This is a genomic window from Shigella sp. FC1967 (assembly GCF_001743005.1).
GTDB lineage: Bacteria > Pseudomonadota > Gammaproteobacteria > Enterobacterales > Enterobacteriaceae > Proteus.
This window is the reverse complement of record NZ_MIIZ01001096.1, coordinates 1-893: the sequence shown is the minus strand read 5'-3', so window position 1 is coordinate 893 and position 893 is coordinate 1. Positions and strand designations below refer to the sequence as shown.

The following is an 893-nucleotide window of genomic DNA, read 5'->3' as shown; positions in this document are numbered from 1 at the left end:
TCTTTTTACAGATGACAATGTTAATTTAGCTAGCCAGTTATTGCTAATAATTGAATATTTGACTTTATCCTAATGAATTTTCATTCAAAGAGTGATTGCTTTCAAAGTAAATTTTTATGGATGTGATATAACTTACTGACTAATAAATATTTACTTTATTTTTGAGTAATGTTGTGTTCATTAGGAGATTATATGGCTCAATATGAAATTGTGGTATTAGCTAATTCTATTAAGCATGGCCAACATTGTGTTGCAGGAAAATGTGTTAGTACAGGTAGATGGATAAGACCAGTTTCAAATATACAAGGTGGGGAGTTAAGTCATCAACAAGCTAAAATCAGAAACCCTCACGGTACTTTTAATGTTAAGCCATTTCAAAAAGTGCTTATGGAATTAGAAGAGCACGTCCCTCTTCCTCATCAGCCTGAAAATTATTTGATTAATGACACTGAGTGGATTCAAAATTATTCATTTAATTCTGAGCAATTGCATACTCTACTAGATTCCCCTGTAGATCTTTGGGGGACAACGAATAGAATCGATTTTACTCATATAACAGCTGGTTTGTATCATGTGCCTCAATCGTTGTATCTAGTGCGAGTACAAAATTTAAGGCTTTATTATACCGTGGATGATAAAAGGAGAGCTTCATTCACATATAGAGGGATAGATTATGATTTTGCAGTGACGGATCCTAAATTTGATGAGATTGTAGCGAAAAATTTGCAACTGTCAGGTATTCTATGTCTGAGTTTAGGGGAACAATACTTAGGTTATTGTTATAAACTTGTTGCTACAATTTTCTGAGGGATATTATGCGTATATATACAATAGGATTTACTCAAAAGAAAGCTGAAACATTTTTTGGATACTTGAAAAAATCAAAAAAGTAA

The 893-nt window shown here is 32.3% G+C and carries 1 protein-coding gene; it reads left to right on the top strand.

Annotated elements, in window-relative coordinates; translation table 11 throughout:
* Nucleotides 1-192: 192 nt before the first annotated feature.
* Nucleotides 193-807 (top strand): dual OB domain-containing protein, encoded by a 615-nt coding sequence (locus BHE89_RS18745; RefSeq protein ID WP_069367793.1) that lies wholly within the window; start codon nucleotides 193-195, stop codon nucleotides 805-807.
* Nucleotides 808-893: the final 86 nt, after the last annotated feature.